The following is a 25961-nucleotide window of genomic DNA, read 5'->3' as shown; positions in this document are numbered from 1 at the left end:
TCGCCAGTCGGTGTCCCTTTTTCCTTGCGCCGTTTTAAGTAAAGCGGTGATCCTGCCATTGTTTGGTTTAGTGACATTAAAATCGTCATCTTTAATGTCTGCGTGATAAAACAAAATGGCTATAAGATGTTGCCCCCACTCATAGTCTTTAATAATTTGGCCATAAACCACCATTCGGCCATCTATTCGCATTTCTATGCGGGTTTCCGTTTTATACAATTCAATATGAATATCAGAACATTCATGTTGAGCGGCGTATTCCAGCATTCGCATGGCAATGCCATACGTTTCACTTTTCGCATCGCTGGCACTTTTTTCGTCAGTCTTTCTTTGTGCGACTTCCTTGAGTAGGGATGAAATAAGAGAAGGTTCATACATCTTAACTTTTCGTTCAGGTAGAACGTCGAAACCAAGGGTTACGTACTCTCTTTGCATAATATCGGTAATGAGTTCGACGGCGGGAGACTCATACGAAGAGGTCATGATTTCCCCTGTATCGGTTAACACCGCCGAATGGTGCTCAAGATAAATACTTTTTAATCCCTCACTGACGAGGACGTTTCGATTGAGAGTCGGGTTCATCAATGACCACCTTTCTTTTTGGCATGTATTTACGGTACGTTTTGCCATATTTATCAATCAATATGACGTGCTCTTTGTTGATTCGATACACTTTGACTTCGTCAATCCATGCCCCTTGCTTAACTGGAATTAACGCCCCTTCAAATTCAAACCAGGCACTGGTCTGATTGGGGTTAAACACCACACTTTTTAGGCTTAAGTGTTCGACTATTCGAGCGGGGTTCTTAACCACTTTCTTAGGCACAACAACCGGCTTTTTCGGGGGTGGGTTGTAAGAATTTAACGTTCGGCTCTCCTTTTTCTCCTTAATTTGCGCCGCAATAAGTTGAGTTCGAATTTCGCTGTAATAACGACTTTCCAAATTATCTAGCGCGGTTTGAGCGGGCTCCGATAGCGAAAGCTTAAAGGGTGTCACCTCTTTTTCTTTTTGTACTGGAGCTTCTGAAATCAAAGGCTCTGACGGTGTGGAAGCCGTCATGGCTAAGTGAGCATCATTGCTTTTCTCTACCTTGATAGGCGGCGCTACGGGAACAATATTTTCCGGTACGTCGAATATCTCTTGCTCATGTGCCGGTGTGGAAGGTGGGGAACTGGGTAAAAATGACCAGACCAAAAAAACAATCATGGCCAACATAGCGACACACATCGCCGCGAGCAGCGGTTTGGGTAACGGCTTTCTTTGTTTCTTAGTGACTTCAATTTGGCTCACTGTAGACTCCTTGAATTTCAATTTCGAGATACAATTCAGTAATATCCTCATCGTTCCAAGACAACGTAAGCTTGCGTGTTGTAATAAATGAAGGGGTTAATATCTGCATGATAAGCGGCAATTTTCCAAGTCGACCTGTGGTTGTGAGCGTTAGACTGACCACTGAAAATCGCCCAACGTCACGTTGACCATCTTCGGTAACCGACACGTTCATTAACTCAAGTGCGTCTCGCATATCCGTGAGATAGGTAGACACATCGTATGCACGCCAATGGTCAGCTTTTGGCACATCCAGCGTTAACAAAGAACGTTCCTCATTTAGCCAATCGTCAATCTCAGGATTGGCCAACAAATATTGACGAATAACTTTGTCTCGCGCGGTCAGATCTAACTTGGCCGTCAGCGCTCCATCCACCAAATTCACCTCGTTTACATTCATGCCATCGGGCATTAAGTGCGTTTCGAGCATAATTTTTGTTGCAAGCTGAAGCGCGGGGCTGGCTAAAGGCTTATTACGAAGCGACTCAATGAGCACTTCCTCTGGTGTGGTTTTCGCTATTTGTGGTTTAGGCGGTGGCTCTTGTTGGCCAAGCCAAAAGCCGCCAAAGCTCAGTGAAGCGACAACTAACGCCAACACGCCTATCCACACTTTGGGTGTGCCGGCTTTCGCTGTGAGTATGTACCCTTGCCAATCGGCCTCGATTAACGGTTTAACCAGGATTTGTTTGTTTTTGTGGAAGGTTAATGGCTCAGAGGCTTCCGAGCTGGCAACCAAGATGTGCTCGCAGTTATACAGCCAGTAACCTAATTCTTCTTCCAGCTCGCCGATGGTGGCCAAGCTTTCCGTTTCGACCTCTCCTTTATCGATAACACAGGCATACCACTTATCATCGAAGGGTTGAAAAAAAATCAGGCGCTCTGTGGGCTCACCTGATTCTTGTAGTCTTGTTTTGAGTGCTTCACCGAGCAGAACCGCTGGATGTTCACTGTAATAACGCCGCTTCCCTTGCGAGTGCACCATAACCCGTTCAAACGGCGCAGAATGGCGTTTTCTTTCCTGCTTAAGAGATTTCTCAGAAGGACAGGTCGCACGATTGGCTAATTGCATCGTTCCTCCTTAATACGCTTTACGGGGGGTGAGTAACACCAAGGTTTCCGTGGTCAGATCTTCACTGCCCGTTCCCCCAAACAACGTTGTCCAAAAGCTTTTGTTTTGCTCCGCCGTTTTAGAGCTTTGTTTCACTGAGGCGATAACATAGGTCTGGCCATAACGAAGCTTATTGGCAAAGGTGATCTCAGATTTCTGTTTATCCAGAAAGCCAAGCTCCAATTGAGCGACTTTTTCAGTACGCTTCTTGGTGATTTTTTGTAATTGACCAGAGAGACGTAACCAAACATGCTCAGACTGCACATTGGCACTGGCCATAAAATCGACCCCTTCCACCTCTTCTTTTCGGGTAACACTTGCACTGACTACGCCTTCACTGCTTTCGGATGAGGTAGAGTACAAATACGGCACAATAGATTGTTGCGTAATACGAGCTGGCTGATTGTTTAACAGTAAGGCCGTAATCGGCGTTTCTGTTGACACACTGCCTTGTTTTTCCAGAACCTTAATCAGCGCCTCTGACCCCGACCATTTTCCGCTGCCCTGAAAAGCGAAACCGTACCCCGCTTGTTGAGAGACAAGGTTTGTACCAGGAACAAAGAACTTTAACGTTTCGCCACCGGATTTATAAACCAGGTTCCAATTGATGCCGCGCTCAGTCCCTAAGTTAGAGCGAAACTCAATGACACGAACATCCAGCACCACTTGTTTCGTGAGTTGCTCTTGATACCGTTCAACAATTTTCTCAACTTCCTGCATTTTGTCAGGGGTTGTCGTGACGGTGATGGCGCTCATATTGGCCGATGTAGACACCGCTTTTTCAGCGTTTTCCTCTCCACCGAGTACGGTGACAATATTGGCGGCAATTTCTGCGATCACTTCAACCGAGCTGTAACTGATGTTTAAGTATTGGCCTTGAGTTTTCGCTTTATCTTCCTTATCACTAGAGCCTCCCCCTTCAGAACCAAGTTGGCCGTTTTGAGTACCGGTTGGCAGATTAATAAAAAAGGTTTTAGTGACGGTTTCGGTCACTTCAAGACGTTGGTTGATAAACTCAATACCAAAACCGGCTTCACGAGACAGTAAGTTGAGTACGTTCTCTCGCGTGTTAGAAAAATTTAAGGTCACTCGTTTATTGGGGTCTGCATTTTCACCAAAATAAATCGGAATTTTGACACCGACCATGACCTCTTCCATCACCACCGACAAAGGCATATCACTTACATTGACCGTCAGTTTTTCTTTTAACCACTGCGTATTACTTGGTGGTTCAACAGGAGAAAAGACTTGCGGGGGTTTCGTGATGCGACTGATTTTTGGAGGGGGAATGTACGTGGTTTTTTCAGTGATGGTTTGGTGAACCTTGTCATTGTGTTTCACCGCTTCATCGTATTGCGGGGAGCTGCACCCCGCGATGGCTACGATAAGTAGCAAGCTAAGTCGTTTTCTCACTTAAATGTCCTCTTGTATAAAGACTTGTCCCGTTGAGTCAAGAATGGCCGCTCTCACTGGGTAGCCTTCGAGCACCACTGAAAGGGCGTACTCCACATCATCCCACGCCGTTAATAAGTAATAATCAGCACTGAATTTGTAGTCGTTTGGAGATAACCAACTGCGTTTTTGATCAACCGTATCGACCCAAATGTATTCGTAGTTCTCAACCACCCGTTGAGTCACCGCTTTGAGTGATTGACCGCCTACGTGGGTAATCCGTGCTTTGCCGTCAAAGTCATACACGCCGACCACTTTTTGTCGATTCTGGTTGGCTTCAACCAGTTTTAAGGGTACGCCTAGCTGCGCACTGAGCTCATCCCATACCTTTTTAAAGCTCCCATCTAAACGTTGCTGTTTTGACGATCGTTTACTCAAGGTCAATTGATGTTGCGTGTTCATGCTCCAGGCAACTTTCCGATAGCCTTCGCGTTTCAACCATCGACGTATCGCACTCTCAAAACTTTCACCTTCTCGAATCAAATACGTTTCAATCGGTTTTGGCACGGGTTTCGCTTTGGGTTTCATCACGTTAGCCGTCCGTTTGGTTTCGCTCATAATGGTGGGTTTTAAAGGGGACAAATCACGCTCGACAATGTTGACGTGTCTTAGCTCGAAATACTCGCCTTGCCCTTTGTATTCTTTCGATGCGCAACCAGACAAGGCCGCGCACGCGATGGCCAGATAGGTAATGTGGGTTTTCACAGGATCACCCCCTTAGAAAACGTGATGAGCTTATGGCCTTTATCAACGATGATGGTGTTCCCTTCACCAATCAGCAGTTGCAAGGCATGAGTTACGGGCATGGTTCGATGCATCTTTGCCGCTGTTGGAATAGGGCTTTCCAGTAATGTTTTTGCACTAGAAGGGGCGGGATATTCCGTGAGTATGTGATACCCAAGGGGCTCCATTAGCCATTGCACCGCTTGCCCTACCGTTTTCAATTCAAGGGGGTAAATGGTTCGCGCAGAAACTTGCAAGGTATCAACATCGGGAATGGGGCTCGCCTGGCTCGCAGGCGCGGCCAGACAAAGCGCGATAAAACAAAGTGATTTGATTTTCACAGGTAATCCTCATAAAGGTTTTTCCAAGGTTTTAAGTAAATTTCATCTTCAATGATGATATTCATGGCTTGGCCAGCTCGAATGATATTGGTTGGCCGCAGTTGTAAGTATTTTTGAGCGTGTGGCGCGACTTGTTCACGAACACCAGAAGATACGTCACCGTAATAGCTGCTCTCTCCCTCTCCTGTGCCTTGGTAACTCGTGTTGCTCGCAACTAAGGCATAGGCGGCAACGCCTAAGAACTGCTCCATCCAGTGGTGATCCACTTGGTCGCTGATACCGGTCATGCCTTCTCTGTCCATCCCCGATGATTTCGAGGTGTCTATCTTGTTGCCATTTGGCAACACGACCCAAGGCACACTCATTCCTATCACGCTGTTAATGCTTTCATTAACGGTGCTCATTCGAAAACTTTTAATAATGACTTCGGAGCCTGTCGGGATCAGCACATACTCTTCACTGGCATCAAGGACATCTTGTGTCACCCAAGCTTTAAATGTGCCCGTTCGATCACTGTTGGCTTTCATTCGAGTCACGGATGGAATGATGGTGCCGATGGGTAATTTTAGTAACCCTTCCGTTGATGCGTTGTAGCTGTTTTCTTGAGTAAACCCGACAATGTTTTCTGGCGGAGCTGAAAAACTTTGTTCGATTTGGGTTACTTTCGTTGGCGTGTCGCTGCCTTCTGAAATATTACCCGATAGGATCCGTTGCTTGAGTGAGGCCAACTCATCAAGCCGCTTGCCAATCATTATTCGTTGCTCATCCGTTGATAAGCGATCTTCGTTGAGTTCTGAGTAATGATGGGTGGGTGTGGTCACGTTGACGTGTTTTTGGTTTTGGGAAGCGGGTACGGTGGTGATGGCTGAGACATTCCAATGGCTTTGGGCGGCTATTCTTGCCCTGCGGAACTCAACCAGTTTAAATGTCTCCTTTTCTTTTTCTATGGGGTCGATAAGTGCGTTTGCTCTTTCTGCGACCGTAGGGGCGGCGTCTTGACTAATAGTATAAGAATCTTTTGCCTCTTCTCGCTGTGTGACCAAGTTGGTCACCGTAGAATCATCAGGAAGCACATTATCGGGTCTATCAATCGTTTCAACTTCTTCTGCTGTAGCATCATTATTGTTAAGTTCTTCGGGTTTGCTGGTCATTTTTTCAATGGCTAAGACCAGACCGAAAATAAAAGTAATGACGACAAAAATGACAGCAGCGTATTTTTTTCCTTTCTCGGAAAAATTAGCGGCTTTCACATCCCTCTCCTTTAGGTATTTGAGCGCGTGGTATTGTCGGTTCGTGTCACTTCAATCACGACGTCATCGATGCGAAGCCGTAAATTGGCGTAAATACCGGTCACTTTATACATGCCGTAAGCATCATCGTATTTGGTTGGTGCAATGGCCGCCTTACCGCCTATTTCTGTTTCAATGCTCAATATCCCTCGACTTGGGTTGGAAAGTCGAACATAGGTAAACTGGCCATCATCGTACACATCAGAAATGATGTTGTTGCCAACAAAGCTATCCTGGCTTGTCCACTCGTAACGGGTATAAATCCGATATCGATATTTTCTCAACGCGTCAATGACGGCACGTTTTTGTTTATCCAAGGACTGGCTTTTTATTGTGGCCAATTGTTTTTCCAAGCTCTGTACTCGACCAGAGTTCATCATCACCGGTGCCGTTTGATTTTTGCTCAATACAAACGTGGAAATCGCTTGTTGTTGCTCTTTGTTCATCGTGCCTCGCCCCGCATTCACTAACACACAAGGCTGATTTTGTTTCGTGGTCGTGCGCGTGGCCATGATGTCATACACCGAGCCATCATCCGTAAAGGCATAAATCATCGTGCTTATGCCTTCTTTTGAGCTTGAGTTGGGCTTAACCATGATTTGGTTAGAGCCCACGACCCCTTCAACATCCCACAAGTGGGGATTAGAAACGGAAGGAGCGCTTATCAAATTAGAAGGCAACTGAATGCGCCCTCCCATGTATTTTGCTGTCTTTACTGAAATGATTTCACCTGGCTTGTGATCAAGTGGCTGACAAACACCGGCATAGGCATTAACCGAAAGACAGCCCATCACCACAAGCAGCGGTGACCAGAACTGTGTTTTCATTAGATTCGTTCCTTAGATAATTTATAGGTAAGGATCTCAAGACCAATCGGATTAAGTCTGAGTTCATCGATGGATTTGTTGGCTAACTCATTTTTCTCTTTAAGCCGCCATTGAACATTAAGCACCAGTTTTTCTGGGTCACGTTCTTTACCATTCACCGTGAGCGTTCGGGTTAGATAGAGGTTACTTCGAATGGCTTCTCGACTGAGTTCGTCGGCCATCTGCCAATCAATTGAATCGTAGTGCTCAATCCCCCGCTCTATGACGATGTCAGCGCTATTTTTACTTTTCTTAATGGCTTCTATCTTTTCAATCGCATTGAAGCCCCGCAAGCTGACAAAATCCGTCGCCAGCTTTTCAGCCATAAAGTTTTGCGCTTCTCCCCAATCAGAACTAATGGTTTCAGGAGTGATCCCGTAACGGGCAATGGCAAAGCGTTGCAACATAGAATCAATGGTCGTTTTGTAAAAAAGCTGGCTGTCATTTGGGCTGTATGACAACACCGACCAACTTCCATTGGGTTCAAGCTTGACGTAAACCACCTCTTTGGTGTGCTGCGCCTGGCCAAAGGCATAAAACAAGAAAAGCAAAAGAATGACGATGACGCCTGATAAAGAAAGAGACATAACAAACCAGCGATTGCGTTCGGCTCTCAAAGGCGGTTTTTCGTCTCGTTTTTCTCGATGAGACTCTTCTATAACAATCGGTTCATCCACACTCCTATCCTCCAAACTTAGCCATAATGACTTTTGCTATTTTCGAACCGGCTTGGCTACTGAGCGCCGATTTGGCCAGGTTATTAATCCCTTTAGCCGCACTCGCACTTGGAGAAGCAACATTACCAATCAAAGCTTTAGAGAGTTCGACACTGGATTTGATCATCAAAAAGGAAATGATCATGGTCACCACCAATTCAATATAATCAGCGGTCGATAAGATGTTGTTACGTTGGCCAAAACTCATGCACTGCGAAATGGTCGTACTCCCTGCGCATTGTAAAATACCGGATGCGGTGAATTGAGCTTTGATGGCCAGAGCAACCAACACCGCGCAAGCTCGCAGTACAATAAGCAACATCAGGCTTCCTATTAAATAACGAAACCATCCATCAAAGGCCGTGCGAGTACCTGGGTGAACTAAGCAAGGGACAAAGAAAATAGCGAGTATCTTTCCCAGTAATAAACACCAGGTCGCCCAAGAGCCCGTAAAATACATCGCAACAACAATAATCATCGTAACGACTTGCCAAACCAAATAGTTAAAGGCATCTCCAGTGGACATGCTCCAAAAACTGACCTCTTCGTTATACATGCCGATAAAGGCGCGATTAACCCACTTAAAAAGAAACATTGGATCACTGTTACCCGTGCCAATTTTCAGCAAAAGCAAGCCCACATTATCAAAGGTCTCTATCAACACATCGATGGCCGTGTTGTAGCCTTTATAAAGGGCAAGAGAGACAAAAACCATCAGCGTAGCGGTGACTATCTTTTCTAGATCAATACCAGAAGTCATAAATCGAACGACTTCCTGAAAATACACCACCACAATAAGAAACATCATCAACCCAAAACTGAGGGTTTGAATATCAGGGTGCTGAGTTGCTTTTTCGACAAATTCATTCGCCGCAAGCACAAATTGTTGTCGAAAAACAGTGTCTACACTCATAACGGCCTCCTTAGCTCATTGGTAGTTGAATGCGTTGTTTTAATGACGATAACGTTTGATGGATATACATCAGGTAATGTTTATCGACATCCCCTCCCTCTATCCAGGTTTGGATCACTTCACAACTGCGATCCAAATCGTGTTTAACGTTCTCAAGCTCCTTTAACTCTTCAAGCTCATTGGGAAGTGATGGATGAAAAGATATTTCGGGTAGGTTATCGGATAGGGGTTTCATTAACGTCAATCTCCCGCTCTCTTGCCGCTTTCATGCGTTTTAAACGCCGCTCTTGTGCTTCCAATACCGCTAGCGCTTGTTGGCTTTGTAGAGGATTAGATTGCGCGTAAGTGGCCAATTTAACGTCAGCCTGTAAATTGTTTTGATCAATCAATACCTGATTTTGTTCAACCAGTAATTGCAGTGTGGCCAACTCACTTTGGTCACCCAAAGCTAACCGTTCATTGTCAAGCTGCGCGGCGTTGCGGCGCAGGTTTTCATTTCGATTTCTAAAATGCTCTAATTGCTCCCCCCGCACATGAACATCAGAGGCATTGCGGTACTGTTGCGCTAACGTATTACTGACTTCTCCCGAGCTTTCTTTTGCTAACGTTTCAAATATTTCTTTTTGAGGAAGATCCCCATATCGCGCACTGGCATAGTCATTAGATTTGGCTGGCGGGTTCACTCCCATTAAGTCGTTCAATGATCGAATGTCTCGTTCGATGCCTAAGTAATCACGGCGATCAATTTTGTTTTTTAGCGACTCGACTTGATTAAGAAAGACCTGATACTCACGAAGCGTTTGTTCATACTGCTCAACCGCAGTGAGTAACTGATTCGTATCCAATCCGGTCTGTTTGAGTAATTGCGAATACTCTTTGAGTTGGGTGCTGTATTGCGTCATCATTTGGGTGATGTTGGCCACATCTATAACCGGAAAACCTCCAGAGTGACCAACGGGTGTTACCAGGTTCAAAGTTAACGCTAGAACAAGCATTCTTTTTCTCACAGCTCTTTCCTTAGTTCCGTTTTGAAACGACGTATGATTTCATCAATGGCAATGTCCACATTCTCTTCTTTGGCGAACACCTCTTTTACAATCGTGGCTTCATGTGGATTGGATGTGGCCACCACATATTGTTCAGGCTCCGCAAACAGATTCACCACCTTGGCGATCCCCTTATCGGGTTGCTTAATAAAAGCTTGCTGCTTGGGTTTAAGGGATTGGATCACGTTAAGCTCTGCATCGGTTAGAAACGGGAAGGCATGTTGGTACTCGCCTTTTTCCATTTCAGCATCAGCCATAAAAATGAAGGTCGTCGCAGCGCTTCGAAGTGTTCCCCATTCTTCCAAATCTGAATAATGTTTTGGCGATTGCGTCCAAAACCCCATTCCTCCGCCACTTTTAAACCAAGTTCTGGCTTTTGCAATCGCCCACTCAGCCGCTCCTTTTTGTGATAGAACGTATTGGCATTCATCGATTTCGAAAAACTTAGGACGGGTACGAAATTGGGCGCTCTCGAATAATCGAACGGCGCGAAAGAATATTTCGGTATTGACGATAGGCGCTAACGTTTCACTGTCTTTCACACCTTGGGTGTTGTAGACAGAGTACGGTTTATCTAAAACACCAATCGCATCCTCATCGTTATCAAACAGGTTGCCATACACGCCCCCTCTTTTGAATTTCGCCAACTTTTCTTTCAAGGTTTTCGGACATTTCGCCAGCATGGCCGAAAAATTACTGAGTTTGCCCGTTTGTCCCATTGTGTCTCTGATGGCTTTTTCCAATTTGGCTTGCTCATCCGCATCTAAAACTTGCAGCTCTTGGGCTTCATTTTCTTGAAGCATCAAACGGATAAGTTTCATCATATGACGAGCAAATTCATCATCATCGCGGCCAGTTGCCATGGAAAAAGGGTTAAACCCCTTCGTACTATTGGTGTCTTTTAAACAGAAAACGCTCGCGTCTTCTTTAAAAAACCGCGCCAGTGATTCACTGCCGTCATCGATATCAAGAGCACAATACATCCCATTCATTTTAGTGAAGTGATTAGCTATACACTGCTTGAGGAAGGTCTTACCGCTTCGCGTCGGACCTACCCCAATCACTAAACATTTATCGCCAATGAACGGGGTGTAATGGAAGGGAACGCCATCATCGCTTTCTAACACAAACAAGGCTTCTTCTGTTTTTCCACCTAAATTGAAGGTAGGAAACCCTTCATTACTGCGGTAGAACAATGAAAGTGCGGCGGCTTGGCTCGCGTTAATCCGGCTGTGCCGGATATTGTGGCCATCGTAACCAAGTAACAGTGTTTTGTAGGCATTCAATAGACCGACACTTTCCCATAACAAATGAAAATCCGAGTTTTCAAGCACCACATTGAGCGCTTTCGTTTGTTGTTTCAGTTTGGGTAAGTTCGTATCAAAAACAACAATGTATGACAGCCACTCCCCGTATTTATCGTCGTCTGCGCTTATCCGCTCCAGCTCACGTAATACGGCACTCAGTTGAGGGTTTGCCTCTATTTTGGCTCGAATCGATTCAGGATCGGCTTCGCCTTTAATCAAGTCCGTGATGCCGAGTTGCGAACGAAATATATCGTTTTCTTCGTCGCTCACCATGGCTTGCTTTTTTTGTTTTGAATAAGGAATAAAGCGCGTGAAATACAGGTAATTGCCTTTTTGCAATACGGGGCAAAGATCGCTCGCCCAGGCGCATTCAGGGGTATGAGTTGTCCCTACCCCTTGAACGGAGGCAATCCGAGCATAAATGGTGCGTTCATGAGTAAGTTTAAGATAGTGAATACCCTCGTCACTGATCACCGGTTCGACTTCAGTACAACTTAACAAACGATCCCAATCGGCTAACGGTGCTGTGCTTGCGGTGTGATTTAAATAGTCAGGCTCCATCGTCGTGAGCATTTTTTGTAAATGAAAGAGCTCTCCTCCTTTCAGCCTTCTGTTGTCCAAAGAGCGAAAAGAAAGCCCTAGCATCATAGAGGCTAAGGCTTCATCAAGGGACTCGCATTGTTCTAGCAATTCTTGCTCATCTAATAGCGTGGCTTGCCGGTGCGATAACGCTCGCCTTAACTTGCCTCGTTTATGTTTATCGACAATGGCTTGCAAACAAAGCGTGATAAGGTCGCCCCCTATTTCACTGTAATTTACTATCGAATGTATTTCGAGAACCCAAACCAAGCTAGATTGAAACAGTTGTCGCTTTTCATTAAGGAACCGGGCTCGACGTTCTGAGACCAATTGTGATCGTGGATTATCTCTTTTTCGAAATTTGATGGGGGCGCAATCGCTGTGCACATAATATTGAGAAAGCGTAACGTCAATGGGAAGTCGTTGAATGACGTTGCGTAAAAGCTGCGTAAGAAGTGTTTTCTCTTTCGGCGTTAGTAACGCCGGCTCCGCGCCAGATAATTCAATTGCACCCAAAACGCCCCCCCGATAAGTCAATGCTGCCGTATCATTGAGGCTGGCATAGGTTGAAATGGTACTATTGAGGGGCTTGTGCATAATTAGAACCCCTGCAACATAGTGATCAGTAACCCAACACCAAATAACATGATTGCGCCGATACAAATACGGAATAACCAAGCGATGGCCGCCCCTGCACTTTTGGGCATAAAGATCCACATCATAATAGCGGCTGATGCAGCAGCAAAAACAACAAACAGTGTCCCTGTTCCACCAAGGAAGTTAACAATTGATTGTAAGAATGCAGTGAATTTTGCAAATAGCCCACTGCCTCCAGAGCCTAAGCTAACCGCTGCACTAGCAGGAGAAAGGAAGGTACAGTAGAGAGCGAGCGCTCCCCCGCCCTTAATTAGTTTATTCATGGTCTTTTTTCCATTGTTTAAAGTGTAGAACGTTGCCTCTTCGCATAACGAACAGACGTTTTTTGATAAACCGAGTTGATGTGTAGCCGGAGTTAGAAAATGCTTCAATCCATAATATCCAGGCATGAGCATCTTCTTTGTGTATCCAACGGAGCGGAGCAAATACCATCACGGAAAATATCCCACCAAGTAACGCTCCCCACATCCACCCGAGCTGGCTTATCAGTAAAAAGAGGCCGAAGCCTGAAAATAGCGCTGCAAGGGCAAACACTTTCACAGGTAAACCCCAAAAAATAAGGACTGTCTCAGACAGCCCTCTTTTTAGTTGCGGATTTTTGTGGTCAATCATTATTTATCCATAAGTAATAAGCTCTCTTAAAAAGCGTATAGATCATAGCCCTGTACACATTAAGACTTTCCAGGGACAAAGCCACCTCTCCCCATCCAAGGTGTGTTTAGAATGATTACAAAGGCATCAATCCGAGCCAGGGGACTTAAGTTGTTAAAGAGCGAAAACTAGCAACTATTAGCGTTCTGTTTTATTGCCTACTGCTGCTATGGACTCATATTGTTGAAGATGGTCTTCCATACGAACTTTCGCTTCACCGCGATAGCTCCTATTAGAAGCCGCTGCTGATTCCTTGAATCTTTTTAAAGCAACACCTTTTAAAACCAAAGCAACAACCATTTCGTCCTCTAACGGATCATTTGCATTCATAAAATGCCCACTTTGTTCTTATCTATATCGTTGTGATATGAATCAATGTGATTCTATCCGTTGCTAACAAAATAGTGTTATTACCCCAATTATGTAATAGGCAAGTCCACGCACATGCTCATCGCAATAGCCCCCATAACCCGATTTAAATAAATAGTTCGAAGGTCACTAGAACTGTTGCAAGCAAGTTTCTTTCTTAGAGCTTTTAAATGAGCATTAACGTTATCGATTGTGCACGTCATGTTCATAGCTATGACCTTAGTGCTATAACCAGTTGAATATTGGTGAATAACCAAGTATTGAAGCTCCGTGAGCTCAGGGAAGAGATGTGTAAAATCATTTTTGTTGTGTTTATCTATAGACATAAAAAAGCCACTGCAATTATTATTATAAAGCCAAAATTAACATATGTGTCAATTTAGCATTATTGCAAAAATTAGCGCAAGTGCTAATTTTCAAAGTGTGACTTTTTGATAGTTGAATCAATATCGGGAGATTGAAAGATTGCGATCTATTACAATCTAAAAAAAAACGCTTTTTTTAGATCGATTGGGTTGAAATTACAGCGTCAAAAGCCTAGAATTATTGGGCGTGTTGATGCTAAGTGCATTACTTAGAGCACTGCTACTACATATTGTAATTCTCTATGTAGTGTATTTGTCAGAACGTAGAATGTGTTAGACTCTCAATCTAACGATATAGCATTCGCAAAAAAGCCAACCTACTCGATGGGGTTGGCTTTTTTGTGTCTGGTCACAATTAGGTAGCTTGATCTTTTAGATCTTTTCCTATAAGTTTATATCAACGTTCGGAGTGAGACCCGAACCCCTACAATCATCGAGACTAAGACTATGAATAACCTAATTTTAGAACACCCCTATCCGATCATCAGAAACTTTAGACAGAATTATTGCCCCATTTTAAGCAATGACTTATCTGTTGAGGTTACTTCTGATGAAAAAAGATGAATTAAGCCTCTTAGAACATCACAATCAGCTTGTTGATGCTATTGCTCGTGACGAATCAATACCTCGTGGAGTTAAAAACTTTCTTGTTGGCCTTGCGACGTTTTTTAACGTCACGAATCAATGTGCATTCCCAAATCGTCGGCAAATAGCCAAGAGAACTGGTTACTGTTCAAACCACATCACAGCGCTTATCAAAGAAAGTAAGAAATTAGGGCTCATTAAATCTACTGCTCAATTTTTTCATATCCAAGGTGAAGATTCACCTCGTCAAGTTGCCAATAAATACGAATTTGTCCTAGACAAATTTGGATTATATTACAACAAAACCAAAGCATTGCTGAACCGAAATTTACGCAAAAAAAATAAGCAGCAACAAAAACCAGAACATACCAATACAAAACCTATTCATGCACCAGTGATAGAGAAACCTCATGCAGAAACTTCTTACGATTACGATTACTTAGAAGAGTATGCTCCCCCTAACTAAATAGAAGTTACATTTTTATCTGCCGTTAACTCGGTAGGATTAATCACATCTGTATAAAAAACAACGTGATAATCATCACGAAATCATCACCCCCTCCCCCCTATTAAGCACAATAATTTCAATTAGTTCCTCAGATAAAGCCAAAAATCTAGCAATTTACTCCCCCCCTAAAGAAATCCATGTATGAATCCCTACTGATTAAGTAGATGTATCCCTAAAGAATCGAAAGTAGGCAAAACAAAAGAAACAATGAACATAAGAATTAATTACATAATAATATCCATACTCAAGGTTTGTGCTGGCTGCTATATGCTTGCATGTAGAGACAGTGCAAACCCGACAAACGAAGTGCGTCAGTTCTCATCCACCAAGGCTGGCTTGATCGATCCTATGTAATATTTAACTTTTCAGTGACAGTGCCATAGTTTAAGTTAACCACTAATTCCGCTTCCTCGGTTTCCGACTAATCTGAAAAAAGACTCAGATTAGCTCCAACACTGCGGCGAGCGTTATAGGCAATAAACACTTAGTTTCATTGATCACTCCTAGTATCATCGACAACTTGATTTAAAAGATTCATAATAGTTACTAACATTAACAAGTTAAGTTCTTTATGAGTTCCTCAACAATCATTGACTATATAGAAAGCAAGTACGGTAAGGATTCTTATGGTAATAGGAAGGCATTTTTAAATGATAACCAACACATTACAGGTTCAGAGTTAAGCCGTTGGATAAAAAAAGGATATAGAGTTGATTTAAGTACAGGGGATATCTACCCCCCATCCAATAAGAAAGTCGTGATTAAGCATCACTAATGTCACAGTATTTATAGCATCAACTGCTTAAATCGACCTTCGAGAACGCTCTTATTCACCGTGAGTATTTCTCCTCGCTTTGTTAACGAAAAACAAAGAAACAAGATCATCATCGATTTCTTGAAGCCCAAAGTGAAACAAACTCGATACAGCACTATCAAAAAAAGCTGAAAACGGTTTGTTTGATGAAGGATAAATGTGGCTCACTCGAAAAGCGATTAGAAAGTGTTTTAAGACAATATTCGGCAATAGAGAACAAAAACGACGTTGATAATGTAACTCTCCCTATTTTAGTGGCACTCGAAATTAGAGCTCTTCTTAGTTGCAAGCACGGAGCTACCCACTCCGTGCTAGCTACGATAGTTAGTGAGCATCCGCAAAGTCTTCATAACCCCATAGCATTAACCATGACTTTACTACTCGCACTTGATAACTGGCAAGTCTTGCCAGTTAGTTGTGTAGTGGGGCGTTAACATCTCACGCCGCATGCCCCATTTCTGCGCTATTCCTTGTGCTCCCAGAAAGTAAGGTGTCAGAACCATAACGTTGGTTCAACGAATCATAAACAGACATGAGTTTTGGGTCGTTGGGCATGGGGTTAAACAGATCCGATTGCTCATGTTTCCCATCGGTTAATTCCAGTAGTCCTACGCCAATCTTGTAGAAGCGAACGTCTTCACAAAATAGCTCTTCTGCGAGTAAAGTGGCGGCTTTGGTGATTTGTGTTACATCTGAAGTTGGGTAGGCAAACCTATGAATCGTCCGACGCGTTATAGCCTTCTCATCGAAGGGGGAGCTATTGGCAAAGCATAACATCACTTTACACAAGCTATTTTGCTGACGCGCCTTTGACGAGGCGATATTGACATGCTTTGCCAAAGCCTGGCGTAATGATTCCAAGTCGGTAATGCGTTGACCTGCGCTTCTCGTAGAATAGATTTGTTTTTTGTCTGCCCTTGATTGATCCCAAGCTTTACATGGTTGGCCATTGAGTTCACGGATAGTGCGTTCGATTTCGACGTTAAACTCTTTACGAGCTAGTATTTTTTTACCAATACCCCAGACGTCACCAGCACTGAGCTTTGACAGTATGTCTCTGCGCTCGTGTTCGTTATCGAGCACACAGACCACGTTATACCCCTGTATTTTCTTGGCGGCATGATTAGCGATTTTTGCTAGTGTAAGAGTTGGGCCAAAGCCAACCAAACGGGTAAGCGACATTCTCGCCACACAGTTCGTCTCAGCTTCATTCCATGCGTTTTCAGCATGGAATGGCAGGGTAACAACGTTTGAATGATAGGAAAGATTCATCGATACTGTAGATATGCTGATCTGGGGCATACGCCCAATTACTTGCATCATTTTAGAGGATAGGTCGGCGTATAACTCATAATTAGATGATAAGGCGATTACACCTTTCTGCTCACAAAGTGCTTTAACTTGAAAGAATGGTTTGAACTTTTCAATGCCCGCTTCTTTGGCATGTCGATTTGCAGCCACCACGCACCCGTCGTTGTTGGAAAGAACAACTACGGGCTTACCTCGCCATCCAGGACGGAAGACTTGGTCTATGGCAACGTATGGATCGGATGACGACACCTTCTAACGAGAAGGAATCACATTCGGTAATCAGGGTTGGTTGATAATTATCGTTTGCTGAAAGCAATAGCTTGCGATGAATATCAATCTGCTTACATATGAATTCACCATTAAGGTTCGCAACAACGACGTCATTCTGTTTTACATCGACGTGTCGATCTACGATAAGCAAATCTTGGTCAAATATACCTAACCCTTGCATGGAATCACCACATGCTCTCCCGATGAAAGTTGCACTGGGGTGCTCGACTAAAAGCTCATCGAGATCGAGAGATAGTTGACTGTACTCGGTAGCTGGCGACTCAAATCCAGTGATGCCAGCATGTGCGCTGTGGCAAGTAGGTGTGAACTGTTTACCCACTATCTCAGCAAATTTAATTTGGCGATTTGAAGGTTTGTTTCTATGTTTCTGATAATCGGAATTTTATGAGGACAAACGTTGTGATGGAATTAGATCAAAGGCGACTTATAGTGGTTAAGAACTTGCTTAATAAGCTCGAGTTTTACACTGATGAGGTGGTCGAAGAGGGTTGTGTATAGATATAAACGGCTGGCACCTTTACCCAGTATTTCAGTTTGATGAAAACATGGAATTACAAAATCGACTAAAGAGACGTCTCGATGACTTAAGAACAGGCCGAGATGACATTGATGTCCTTTACTGGCTATTTGCTGAGAAAACCGTGCTGATGTGCAAAGCTGTTGCGCCTTACCAGGTTGTAGAGAAGGCTTTGGGTAATGGTGATCTAAAAACTTACGATGTGTTAGTTTCGGCAGAAGCTAGCCAGAGTGAATATCTGACCGCTCGTCCTATTGATTTACTTGATAGAGACGAATTCGACGTATTTGTCGACGATTGGAAGCTAGGAGACTATCGAATGATCCCAAGGAAAAAGGCTAAGGGCAATTTTGGTTAGTGAAGCTGAAATAGAAAACAGTACAGCGTTATCTTAAGTCAGTGGGGTAACGGTTGACTCATTTTTGCCCAAAAGCACGTTAGAGTAATCCTTCATAACATTTCTGAACACTCCCATTTGAATTAATAATACTTATGCCGACACATGGCAATTAACTACATATATAATGGCTGCGTAAAGGTTATGGAGGACAGAGGAATTGCTGATTAATGTGAGTTCATAAAATCAAAAGGTTATTACGCCTAGCCCTTTAGATCAGTATCAATTAAGTTAGTCTCTCGCTATCTTTTCAGCTTTGTGAAAAGATTTATCTAAATACATGTTCTCGTCTGAAGCTGTGATAAGCTTCTCAATGCAGAAGTCGTGTTTCTTACCCTTAAAGTAACTATACCCGATGCTAAATGTACAGGAAATTTCTTCGTTGTCCGAGTGAATGCTCAATTGCTTTGATTTAATTTTGTGTATTACAGTTTTAATACAAGATGCATCGTTGAATCTATGTAGCAATACAACAAACTCATCTCCCCCTAAACGAGCAACAATATCCGATGTTCTGACAGTAGAGCGAAGATGCCTCCCCGCACTAATAAGTGCTTCATCCCCTTTTTTGTGTCCAAAATTATCATTAATAAATTTAAAATCGTTGAGGTCAAGTGTTAATAGTGCGACTTCTAAATATTCACTTTCGCCTTTAGCTATACGATCCAGTTCTAACATGAAGTATCTTCTATTAGGTAAACCTGTTAGTGCGTCACTGAAAGATAACTCTCTTACTCGATTGAAGTTCAAAAAAAGTAAAATCCCCAGTATGTAAATCACTATAAACGTAACAACACCTAAAAGATAAAAATAATACTTGAATTCTTTAAACTGGCTGCCGTGATCCTCATTTAGGTAGCTATAAATATACCAAGTGCCATTTGGTACATATATCGGATATGAAAAATCAGGAGCTTTGGTGTCCAATGTTTGTCCAAAAATTACATCAAAGTCACTAACAATAGCTAAAGTCAATCCTTCCAGCTCAAGCACCCCAGATTGTGCTACAAGTCGATCGTAATCTATAACCACACTCAGTCCCCCCCAATACTCGGTGTTGTAGGGAGGGTTAGAAAAAATTGGATATCGGGCAATTAGCCCTGTCCCTCCTTGCACAAGCTCAGTAGGCCCTGACAAGTACATTTTCTTTTCAATTTTTGCTTTAGTTACTGAAGAGTATTGGTTAGGTACTGTCCTAAAGTCTAAGCCTAATGCCGACGTGTTATTTTTTTCTGGGTAGATTCGTCGAATTACATCGTCAGGACTAAGACTTATCGTGATGATGGTTTCAGAATTATTGTGCAATCTAGCAGCAACTGATTTCCAGTTGGATAACGCAAATTCTGGATCTAATGTAATGAACGTGACTAGACTATCAGCCAGATATGCATCTCGATATAAGCTTGACTCTATCTTAAAACGCACTAATTCAACGTCTTGTTTGATAGACTGAGTAAGTTTGTCAGATTGAGTGTCGACAAAAAAATTTGCAGTAGTAACGATAACTAACAAACTTAAGAAAATGTAAACGAAGCTCAAAAGAGAGAACGTTTTCCAGCCGAGGTGTTGAATTGCTCGTAATAAACTCTTCATATTTGAGGCGGTTAATTTAATCATTCTTTGAAATATAGCCTATACTAGCAACTGTGAGTGATCCACTTTCAGGTAACGTTTTTTATGACAATGTAAAATTTGCCTTATGACGCAGATCTCACAGCGGGTAGAATCATATTGATACTTAACAAAGTTACTATAAGCAAGAGCTAATATTTGTTACATTGCTTAAAAATTTATAATTGGAGTGATTCCGTGAATATAAAACTCAAACTAACTTTACTTGCTACCTCTTCACTCGCTCTCGTTGCCTGTATGTTGACCATTATTGCAGCTTGGGAAGCTGAAAGTACCATTGAAGAACGTCTTTACTCATCTGAGATTCCCGCAATTGTTGAATCCGTCTCAGAGAGCATCACCAAAAGTCTAGTTACTTCGATCGTAGCCTCAAAGAGTATTGCTGCCACACCTCATTACATTCGATTACTAGATGGCAGAGATACATTAGCTGTTCATAGTAAAGGGATTATTGAGTACTTAAAAGAAATACAAAACGCATTCGATGCTGAAAGTGTCTATCTTATTTCTGCTAACACTGGTGAATATTACACGCAGTCAGGGCTAGCAAAAACACTTAGTAAAGAAGACGATAAATGGTTTTATAGTTTAGCGGAGTCAAACGAGGAGTATGAGCTATCACTTGATGTTGACGAACGAACCAATACATTGAGGTTGTTCATAAACTATAAAGTGGTATCCAACGATAAGTTTCTTGGCGTTGTTGGCATGAGTTTATCTGCCCAAGAACTTTCTAAACTCATATCAGGATACAAGATTGGTAATAAGGGTTATGTCTATCTGATCGATTCAAAGCAACAGGTGAAGGTACATCCCGATATAAAGCTCGTGAACGTGGAGTTGTCAGAGCTATACCCCGATACAATCAAGACTTCTCGAACATCAGATATCCAGTTTAGCTTTACTGATGTTAATGGCAAAAAAAAGATTGTAGCGACAAACTTTGTTCCAGAGATCAGTTGGTATGTTGTGGCTGAACTTGATCAAAGCGAGGTGTTTGCGCCTGTAAAGTCAATGATATACAAACTTATAGGGTCTACATTTTCAATCGCACTTCTATCTCTTGGATTAACTATTTGGATGATTCATCACTTAATGGCTCCATTAGGAAAGCTAGATGATATGTTAAAACAAATAGCTAATGGTAGTGGTGACCTCACTATACGTCTAGATGACTCTAAAAATGATGAAATAGGTAGTCTGTCTAAAAGCTACAATACATTTATCACTTCGCTATCGAGTATGCTTTTAGCTATTAGACGCTCCTCTAGTGCTGTAGAGACTGGCATACAAGCGATTGATGTAAAAATGTCTGAAATTAGCAACGGGAGTGTTGAGCAACACTCCCAAAGCGACCAGATGGCCACAGCAATTCAAGAAATGGGGCATACAGTAAAAGAGATTGCGACCAACGCTAGTTACGCTGCTGAACGCTCTCAAGAGGGGGAACTTCATGCCACTGAGGGGCTAACTTCTTCGGTAAACACTGTGAAGAAAGTCTCAGAAACTGTCGCGAGCATCGAGCAATCTTCTAGTGTTATCAGCACTCTTGCTACCCAGGCCAACGATATCACTTCGGTTTTGGAGGTGATTAGAAGTATTTCAGAACAGACAAATCTACTAGCCTTAAACGCTGCAATAGAAGCAGCAAGAGCAGGTGAGCAGGGGCGTGGCTTTGCAGTCGTGGCGGATGAAGTCCGAAATTTAGCTAAACGAAGCCATGAATCTACGGTAGAAATAGAATCCATTATTAGTCAACTACAAGAAAGTGCTGAAAATAGTGTAAGTGAAATGAAATCAAGCGTGAAATCAGCCACTTTTTCAAGAGAGTTGGCAGAAGTGTCAGGAAACAAGCTCGAAGACATCTCACTAGGAATTAAAGAAATTAGCGGCATGAATATCCAAATTGCAGCAGCCACAGAGGAGCAATCAACCGTTGTATCAGAGCTTGGAGTTAACGTGACAACGATTGCCTCGATAGCTCAAGACACCGCATCCGCGGTGGAGCGTACAAAAGAAGAATGCAATGATTTGACACAGCAAGCACTTCATTTGAGTGAGCTTGTTTCCAAATTTAAGTTATCTTAACGTGTGTCGGTCAGATTTTAAATAGAAAGTGGATGAATCATGCATAGAAACGTTTTACCAATAAAAAAGCAAAGTGTTTGGCCTGTATTTTTTTTAGTACTTTTATCCTCAACAGCTTTTGTTATATTCTTGGTTTTTAATTCATACAATAGTATGTTAGATAGTGTTGTAAGCATTCAAAAAAGCAGAGTGTTATTACTATCAAATGAAATAAAGAATAAATTAAAAAGTCATGAGAGTTATATAGACATATCGATTCAAGCTCTTGAATATGATGTAGCAAAACGTGCTGATGATTATCTCGAAAAGAAAATATACGATTTAATTAACACTAATGAGACTTTGCTTTCTCTTACGGTCTATAACAAATTTGGAGATATTATTCTATCTAGTGAAACCATAAGTCCACAGCTACCATCTAATATATTAGACCAAGTTTTATCAAGCTCTGAACTTATTTTAGGTCGTAGTTATATCTACCGCAATAAGGGCCTGGTTATGCCACTTTATAAACCTATAAAATTTGATAACGAAACGTTTATTCTATCATTTGTTATATCTGTTGAGAGTGTGTTTGATCCACCTAGCGATATTTACAATATAGAAGGAATAGACTCTTTAATAATATGGAGGGATACTGATAGGTACTTTCAGTTTGTCGGGCCGAATAATATTGATCACCAGATTTACGACACACCTTCTGAAGAGAGTCTGGTAAACAAACAACTTGAGCTCCTTGAAAGACAAACTGGAAAACTAATAGATACTCTCAAGTCAGAAGGTGTACCAATAGTTAATTCAATCAATACTAACTTGAGAGGAACATTTACCACGAGTATTTTTATCCCAGACTATAAAATATGGCTTACCTTAGAGTCTAGTGAGGATCAATTCAATAAAAAATTCATAAACATAACTTCACGATATTTTTATATATACTTATTTTTTATTTTTATTTTGATTTTGATTTTTAATTATATAAAAATTAAAACAAAAGATCATGAGGATAAAACAAAATATCTAATAAATCATGACTATTTAACTGGCCTAAAGAATATTGTGTACTTAAACCATTTGTTGATCGATAAAGTTAGCGGTGGCCATCAAGTTAACATTGCGCTCTTCTATATAGAAAATTTGCCAACAATTAATGGGTTGCTAGGTCAGACGGTAGGTGACCAAGTCATAGTAAAAGTTTCAAAACTATTGTCGAAATATAATAACAGGGAAGGAACCATAGCTTTCAGAGTGGCAGGGAATGAGTTTGCCCTATATAGTGAGCTTACTTCACTGGAAATAATTTCAAATGAGATTATTTTACTATTTTCCAAACCAGTTAGGTGTGAGGATCATTATGTTTCAATAGATATTCGTGTTGGAAAGATTTTCTCTGATAGTAATGATTTCACCCCTGGTGAAATAAAAAGAAATGTTAATTTGGCACTTGATAAGGCTATAGAAAGTAACTTGAAGTCATATACTTATGATCCAAAGCTCTTGGAGGATTTTATTTATAAAAATACACTTAAGGAAGAGCTTAGATACGCGATTAAACGCGAAGAGTTATATGTTTGTTACCAGCCAAAGGTGAACTTCGAAGGAAAAGTATACAGTCTTGAAGCTTTATTGAGATGGGAAAATTCTAAACTTGGTCATATCGCCCCAGATGTATTTATACCTTTGGCCGAGTCTACAGGTCTTATCCATGAATTAGGAGATTTTGTCCTCGATACTGTTGTTAAAGATAGAAAAAAACTCACTAGCATCTATACTTATACCCCAAACGTTGCATTGAATGTGTCCTTGCTTCAAATGAGGGAAAAGTCTTTTATTCTTAATTTGAAAAAAATAATTGAAAATTACCAAGTCGAACGTGGATCACTAACTATAGAGTTAACTGAAAGTATTTTAATGAATAATATTGACCAAATTATTAAAGTAATGGCAGAAATGAGAGAATTGGGTGTCAAAATATCATTGGACGATTTTGGTTCGGGATTCTCTTCATTAAACGCATTGGCACGTTTACCGATTGATGAAGCTAAGTTAGATAGGGTTTTTATTTGTAATATTAGCGATAATGATAGTGAGAACATTCCATTGACGATAAAAAATATTATATCATTGTGTATGGATCTATCTTTAGAGGTCGTTGTCGAAGGTATAGAAGATGAAGACACTGAAACAGTACTTAAAAAACTAGGTGCTCAAAACTTTCAAGGCTATTTTTATAGTAAGCCCGTTAGAATTAGTGATCTTGGATAGATAGCTTAGCGAAAGTAACATCTAAGGAGTTGCTAGCCTTATAGGGCTATGGTGGGTAGCTGCCGAGCGACCGAAATCGATATTATCCGAGTAGATGCTTGATGTCATTGTCAATACTAAGGACGCAAACGGAATAATTCGAGCCGTTCACATGATTTCTTTATCAAGCAATTAGTAAAAAAGTATAGTCAACTATAGGCGAAGGGAGTAGTCTGAAGAAAATTGGTGTACTGCTACTTATTGTGTTAGGGCTAAGTGATCTGCTCCAGCCAGACTGGACACTCCATTTAGCGACATTTTGATTTTCAAAATTAACTGGGCTTAGATACCCAAGAGCACTGTGCCTTCTTGTCCGATTATAATCAACCTCTATGTATTCAAAGATGGTTTGGCGTATCTCGTCTCGCGTCATGATCGACTCATATCGGATCGATTCCACTTTCATTGAATGGAAGAAGCTCTCAACACAAGCATTCTCCCAACAGTTTCCTTTTCTACTCTTACTTTGCTTTAGATTATAAGCGGTTATAATGTCTCGATAATCTTTTGAGCAGTACTTACTACCTCGGTCATTATGAACGATAACCTGCTCTTTTAACCCACGACGGAACAAGGCCATTGATAACGCATCGCAGACCAGAGTTGCCGTCATTCTGGTATCCATCGACCAACCAACTACTTGCCTTGAATATAGGTCATTAATTACCGCCAAATACAGCCAGCCTTCGCCTGTCGCCACATAGGTGATGTCCCCCGCCCACTTTTGATTCGGAGCCTCCGCGTTAAAATCCTGAGCCAGCAGGTTCGGAGCAACTGGCATCTTATGTTTGCTGTCCGTCGTACACTTAAACTTACGTGCCGCTTTCGGCGTTAAATCCTGCCACTTCATACTGGCGGCAATGGTTTTAACATTGCGGCTATCACTTTTCTCAGCCAGCACTTTCTGGGTGCGCCTTGGGCCATCACGACCTTTGCTATTGTCAAAAGCCTCTTTGACCTTCGTATCAAGCTCTTGGCGAGTTGCCTCGCGCTGGTTGGCCTTGCGGCGATGCTTAATCCAGTAATAAACCCCACTTCGTGAAACGCCGAACACCTTAGTCATGTGGATAACACTTAAGCACAGCAGGTGTTCGAGCATAAATTCGTAGCAATCTACTTTAGGTTTGTCGCGAAGTAGGTGGCTGCTTTGTTACTATATCGAGCTCCAGCTTGCTCAGTCAATTGTCTTTTGAATTTGGCAACTTCAGCGGCTAGATCTTTTTCCCGCTGACTGGTGCTGGTGTTCTTCTTAGCTGTCTTACGCCAGCCATAAATTTGGCCACATAGTTAGGGGCAGATATGAGAAAAAGTAGGTCAAATTACAAACTGCGAACTATGGGGAAGAATTGCCGAAACTTGAAATGGGGCAAAAAAGGGTTAATGAGTGCCCTTTCCTAGTTTTTTTACTTTAGCGACCGTTGAACGGCTACACCCAAGTAGATCTTGAACCTGCGACCAACTTTTTCCTTCACTTAGTAGTAAAGAGATATTTTCTCTTAGCTGATGGTCTGGCTTCCTACCCCGATATTTTCCTAGTTTCTTGGCTTTTTCTATCCCTTGAGCTTGACGTTTTCGGCGTGTTTCATAATCATCTCTCGCCATTGCAGCGGCTAAGTCGATCATGAAGTCTGTCAGCACTTTTGAGAGCATTGAGCTTTCATCATTACTATTGAGTACACCATGCGTCATTGGTTGATCGACGACTACAATATGTAAGCCAGCTTCAACTAGATGGTCTTTGAGTCGGTTCCATTGCTCATAAGGTAAACGTGACAACCTGTCCACCTTTTCGATGAGCAATA

25 protein-coding genes and 2 pseudogenes are annotated in these 25961 nt (G+C 42.1%); 4 read left to right on the top strand and 23 right to left on the bottom strand.

From position 1 onward, the window contains the following. The 17 genes and pseudogenes from QWZ04_RS23465 to QWZ04_RS23520 form a co-directional block, all read right to left on the bottom strand. Positions 1-582, bottom strand: a pseudogene (locus QWZ04_RS23465) (GspE/PulE family protein); the annotation flags it as partial. Further along, the gene (locus QWZ04_RS23460; protein ID WP_290330725.1) at positions 545-1291 is read right to left on the bottom strand and encodes a hypothetical protein; all 747 of its coding nucleotides are present in this window, start codon (positions 1289-1291) and stop codon (positions 545-547) included. The pseudogene QWZ04_RS23465 and the gene QWZ04_RS23460, both read right to left, overlap by 38 nt. Then, positions 1278-2399 (bottom strand): hypothetical protein, encoded by a 1122-nt coding sequence (locus tag QWZ04_RS23455; protein WP_290330724.1) that lies wholly within the window; start codon positions 2397-2399, stop codon positions 1278-1280. Before QWZ04_RS23455 ends, QWZ04_RS23460 begins: the two co-directional genes overlap by 14 nt. 9 nt (positions 2400-2408) lie before the next feature. Beyond that, on the bottom strand, positions 2409-3851 hold the full coding sequence (locus tag QWZ04_RS23450; RefSeq protein WP_290330723.1) for a hypothetical protein: 1443 nt from the start codon (positions 3849-3851) through the stop codon (positions 2409-2411). Next, positions 3852-4595 carry a hypothetical protein gene (locus QWZ04_RS23445; RefSeq protein ID WP_290330722.1) on the bottom strand — a complete coding sequence of 248 codons (744 nt, stop codon included), beginning with the start codon at positions 4593-4595 and terminating at the stop codon, positions 3852-3854. Then, positions 4592-4948, bottom strand: a complete 357-nt coding sequence (locus tag QWZ04_RS23440) for a hypothetical protein (protein WP_290330727.1) — start codon at positions 4946-4948, stop codon at positions 4592-4594. The genes QWZ04_RS23445 and QWZ04_RS23440 overlap by 4 nt, the downstream gene beginning before the upstream one ends. 2 nt (positions 4949-4950) lie before the next feature. Continuing rightward, positions 4951-6204 carry a TraB/TrbI/VirB10 family type IV secretion system protein gene (locus tag QWZ04_RS23435; protein WP_290330721.1) on the bottom strand — a complete coding sequence of 418 codons (1254 nt, stop codon included), beginning with the start codon at positions 6202-6204 and terminating at the stop codon, positions 4951-4953. An 11-nt stretch (positions 6205-6215) separates the two neighbouring features. After that, positions 6216-7070 carry a TrbG/VirB9 family P-type conjugative transfer protein gene (locus tag QWZ04_RS23430; protein WP_290330720.1) on the bottom strand — a complete coding sequence of 285 codons (855 nt, stop codon included), beginning with the start codon at positions 7068-7070 and terminating at the stop codon, positions 6216-6218. After that, positions 7070-7786: a VirB8/TrbF family protein gene (locus QWZ04_RS23425; protein WP_290330719.1), complete on the bottom strand. Its 717-nt coding sequence runs from the start codon at positions 7784-7786 to the stop codon at positions 7070-7072. The genes QWZ04_RS23430 and QWZ04_RS23425 overlap by 1 nt, the downstream gene beginning before the upstream one ends. Positions 7787-7790: 4 nt before the next feature. Continuing rightward, positions 7791-8738: a hypothetical protein gene (locus QWZ04_RS23420; protein WP_290330718.1), complete on the bottom strand. Its 948-nt coding sequence runs from the start codon at positions 8736-8738 to the stop codon at positions 7791-7793. Positions 8739-8748: 10 nt separating this feature from the next. Then, entirely contained in the window at positions 8749-8973 is a 225-nt protein-coding gene (locus QWZ04_RS23415) for a hypothetical protein (protein WP_290330717.1), read from the bottom strand. Continuing rightward, a complete protein-coding gene (locus tag QWZ04_RS23410) occupies positions 8954-9745 on the bottom strand; it encodes a TrbJ/VirB5 family protein (RefSeq protein WP_290330716.1) in 792 nt (263 codons plus the stop codon). The genes QWZ04_RS23415 and QWZ04_RS23410 overlap by 20 nt, the downstream gene beginning before the upstream one ends. Then, complete coding sequence (locus QWZ04_RS23405; RefSeq protein WP_290330715.1) at positions 9742-12267, bottom strand: VirB4 family type IV secretion system protein; 2526 nt, start codon at positions 12265-12267, stop codon at positions 9742-9744. The genes QWZ04_RS23410 and QWZ04_RS23405 overlap by 4 nt, the downstream gene beginning before the upstream one ends. Before the next feature lie 2 nt (positions 12268-12269). Beyond that, entirely contained in the window at positions 12270-12590 is a 321-nt protein-coding gene (locus tag QWZ04_RS23400; RefSeq protein WP_290330714.1) for a hypothetical protein, read from the bottom strand. After that, positions 12583-12939, bottom strand: a complete 357-nt coding sequence (locus tag QWZ04_RS23395; protein WP_290330713.1) for a hypothetical protein — start codon at positions 12937-12939, stop codon at positions 12583-12585. The genes QWZ04_RS23400 and QWZ04_RS23395 overlap by 8 nt, the downstream gene beginning before the upstream one ends. Positions 12940-13116: 177 nt before the next feature. Further along, positions 13117-13308: a TraY domain-containing protein gene (locus tag QWZ04_RS23390; protein WP_290330712.1), complete on the bottom strand. Its 192-nt coding sequence runs from the start codon at positions 13306-13308 to the stop codon at positions 13117-13119. Positions 13309-13397: 89 nt separating this feature from the next. Continuing rightward, a complete protein-coding gene (locus QWZ04_RS23520; RefSeq protein ID WP_353958870.1) occupies positions 13398-13673 on the bottom strand; it encodes a helix-turn-helix transcriptional regulator in 276 nt (91 codons plus the stop codon). Between the two features lie 589 nt (positions 13674-14262). Between QWZ04_RS23520 and QWZ04_RS23385 the strand changes: the two genes are divergently transcribed. Further along, the gene (locus tag QWZ04_RS23385) at positions 14263-14763 is read left to right on the top strand and encodes a hypothetical protein (RefSeq protein WP_290330711.1); all 501 of its coding nucleotides are present in this window, start codon (positions 14263-14265) and stop codon (positions 14761-14763) included. A 1233-nt stretch (positions 14764-15996) separates the two neighbouring features. On the opposite strand, the gene QWZ04_RS23375 is transcribed toward QWZ04_RS23385, so the two are convergent. From QWZ04_RS23375 to QWZ04_RS23365, 3 genes are read right to left on the bottom strand one after another with little or no spacing between them, the layout of a single operon-like run. Further along, positions 15997-16068, bottom strand: a complete 72-nt coding sequence (locus tag QWZ04_RS23375) for a DUF4113 domain-containing protein (RefSeq protein ID WP_290330726.1) — start codon at positions 16066-16068, stop codon at positions 15997-15999. Continuing rightward, positions 16058-17179, bottom strand: a complete 1122-nt coding sequence (locus QWZ04_RS23370; RefSeq protein WP_290330710.1) for a Y-family DNA polymerase — start codon at positions 17177-17179, stop codon at positions 16058-16060. The genes QWZ04_RS23375 and QWZ04_RS23370 overlap by 11 nt, the downstream gene beginning before the upstream one ends. Continuing rightward, complete coding sequence (locus QWZ04_RS23365) at positions 17118-17540, bottom strand: LexA family protein (protein ID WP_290330709.1); 423 nt, start codon at positions 17538-17540, stop codon at positions 17118-17120. The genes QWZ04_RS23370 and QWZ04_RS23365 overlap by 62 nt, the downstream gene beginning before the upstream one ends. Positions 17541-17766: 226 nt before the next feature. On the opposite strand from QWZ04_RS23365, the gene QWZ04_RS23360 reads away from it, so the two are divergent. Continuing rightward, positions 17767-18096, top strand: a complete 330-nt coding sequence (locus QWZ04_RS23360; protein WP_290330708.1) for a hypothetical protein — start codon at positions 17767-17769, stop codon at positions 18094-18096. A 270-nt stretch (positions 18097-18366) separates the two neighbouring features. Here QWZ04_RS23360 and QWZ04_RS23355 read toward each other — a convergent pair whose 3' ends face one another. Then, positions 18367-19752 (bottom strand): diguanylate cyclase domain-containing protein, encoded by a 1386-nt coding sequence (locus QWZ04_RS23355; RefSeq protein WP_290330707.1) that lies wholly within the window; start codon positions 19750-19752, stop codon positions 18367-18369. 192 nt (positions 19753-19944) lie between these two features. Between QWZ04_RS23355 and QWZ04_RS23350 the strand changes: the two genes are divergently transcribed. Together QWZ04_RS23350 and QWZ04_RS23345 are read left to right on the top strand one after the other, a co-directional pair. Further along, on the top strand, positions 19945-21855 hold the full coding sequence (locus QWZ04_RS23350; protein ID WP_290330706.1) for a methyl-accepting chemotaxis protein: 1911 nt from the start codon (positions 19945-19947) through the stop codon (positions 21853-21855). A 39-nt stretch (positions 21856-21894) separates the two neighbouring features. After that, positions 21895-24120 (top strand): putative bifunctional diguanylate cyclase/phosphodiesterase, encoded by a 2226-nt coding sequence (locus tag QWZ04_RS23345; protein ID WP_290330705.1) that lies wholly within the window; start codon positions 21895-21897, stop codon positions 24118-24120. Between the two features lie 289 nt (positions 24121-24409). Here QWZ04_RS23345 and QWZ04_RS23340 read toward each other — a convergent pair. Both QWZ04_RS23340 and QWZ04_RS23335 read right to left on the bottom strand, forming a co-directional pair. Beyond that, positions 24410-25437 (bottom strand): annotated as a pseudogene (locus QWZ04_RS23340) (IS3 family transposase); the annotation flags it as partial. 99 nt (positions 25438-25536) lie between these two features. Further along, a partial coding sequence (locus tag QWZ04_RS23335; RefSeq protein ID WP_290330704.1) for a recombinase family protein occupies positions 25537-25961 on the bottom strand: 425 nt, incomplete at its 5' end.

The sequence above is a fragment of the Vibrio tapetis subsp. quintayensis genome (genome assembly GCF_030409945.1).
GTDB classification, from domain to species: Bacteria; Pseudomonadota; Gammaproteobacteria; order Enterobacterales; family Vibrionaceae; genus Vibrio; species Vibrio quintayensis.
Note: the sequence above shows the minus strand (reverse complement) of the source record. Positions and strands in the feature narration are given on the sequence as shown.

What these genes read in the sequence shown, in the direction of transcription:
- QWZ04_RS23355 (WP_290330707.1), bottom strand. Translation starts at nt 19,752, where the DNA reads ATGATTAAATTAACCGCCTCAAATATGAAGAGTTTATTACGAGCAATT.
- QWZ04_RS23430 (WP_290330720.1), bottom strand. Translation starts at nt 7,070, where the DNA reads ATGAAAACACAGTTCTGGTCACCGCTGCTTGTGGTGATGGGCTGTCTT.
- QWZ04_RS23385 (WP_290330711.1), top strand. Translation starts at nt 14,263, where the DNA reads ATGAAAAAAGATGAATTAAGCCTCTTAGAACATCACAATCAGCTTGTT.
- QWZ04_RS23455 (WP_290330724.1), bottom strand. Translation starts at nt 2,399, where the DNA reads ATGCAATTAGCCAATCGTGCGACCTGTCCTTCTGAGAAATCTCTTAAG.
- QWZ04_RS23345 (WP_290330705.1), top strand. Translation starts at nt 21,895, where the DNA reads ATGCATAGAAACGTTTTACCAATAAAAAAGCAAAGTGTTTGGCCTGTA.
- QWZ04_RS23405 (WP_290330715.1), bottom strand. Translation starts at nt 12,267, where the DNA reads ATGCACAAGCCCCTCAATAGTACCATTTCAACCTATGCCAGCCTCAAT.
- QWZ04_RS23520 (WP_353958870.1), bottom strand. Translation starts at nt 13,673, where the DNA reads ATGTCTATAGATAAACACAACAAAAATGATTTTACACATCTCTTCCCT.
- QWZ04_RS23400 (WP_290330714.1), bottom strand. Translation starts at nt 12,590, where the DNA reads ATGAATAAACTAATTAAGGGCGGGGGAGCGCTCGCTCTCTACTGTACC.
- QWZ04_RS23415 (WP_290330717.1), bottom strand. Translation starts at nt 8,973, where the DNA reads ATGAAACCCCTATCCGATAACCTACCCGAAATATCTTTTCATCCATCA.
- QWZ04_RS23395 (WP_290330713.1), bottom strand. Translation starts at nt 12,939, where the DNA reads ATGATTGACCACAAAAATCCGCAACTAAAAAGAGGGCTGTCTGAGACA.
- QWZ04_RS23360 (WP_290330708.1), top strand. Translation starts at nt 17,767, where the DNA reads ATGGAATTACAAAATCGACTAAAGAGACGTCTCGATGACTTAAGAACA.
- QWZ04_RS23420 (WP_290330718.1), bottom strand. Translation starts at nt 8,738, where the DNA reads ATGAGTGTAGACACTGTTTTTCGACAACAATTTGTGCTTGCGGCGAAT.
- QWZ04_RS23390 (WP_290330712.1), bottom strand. Translation starts at nt 13,308, where the DNA reads ATGAATGCAAATGATCCGTTAGAGGACGAAATGGTTGTTGCTTTGGTT.